Annotated in this window: 1 protein-coding gene; it reads left to right on the forward strand. The window is 73.2% G+C overall.

The genetic code is table 11. The features are described from left to right. The coding region (locus tag E0702_RS17195; RefSeq protein WP_132045750.1) for an STAS domain-containing protein at window positions 1–276 on the forward strand (276 nt) is incomplete at both ends.

The raw sequence follows: 276 nt of genomic DNA on the forward strand, positions 1-276 counted from the left end.
GAACGAGGTCACCGCCCACCTCGCGGCCCGGCCCGCCCTGACGGATCTGCACCTGCACTGCGCGGAGCTGGACACCGTCGACTCCACCGGCCTGTCCGCCCTGCTGATGATCAGCCGCCGCACCTCCGGCGCCGGGGTCCGGCTGCACCTGGACGCCCGGCCCGAAAGGCTGGACCGCCTCCTCCATCTCACCGGTACGCTTGACCACTTCACGGCCCTGGTTCCGGGCGGTGCGGTGAGGAGTCCGGCGACGGAGGAGAGCGTCGCGGCGACGCG

The sequence above is a fragment of the Halomonas marinisediminis genome (genome assembly GCF_004347715.1).
Classification (GTDB): Bacteria; Pseudomonadota; Gammaproteobacteria; order Pseudomonadales; family Halomonadaceae; genus Halomonas; species Halomonas icarae.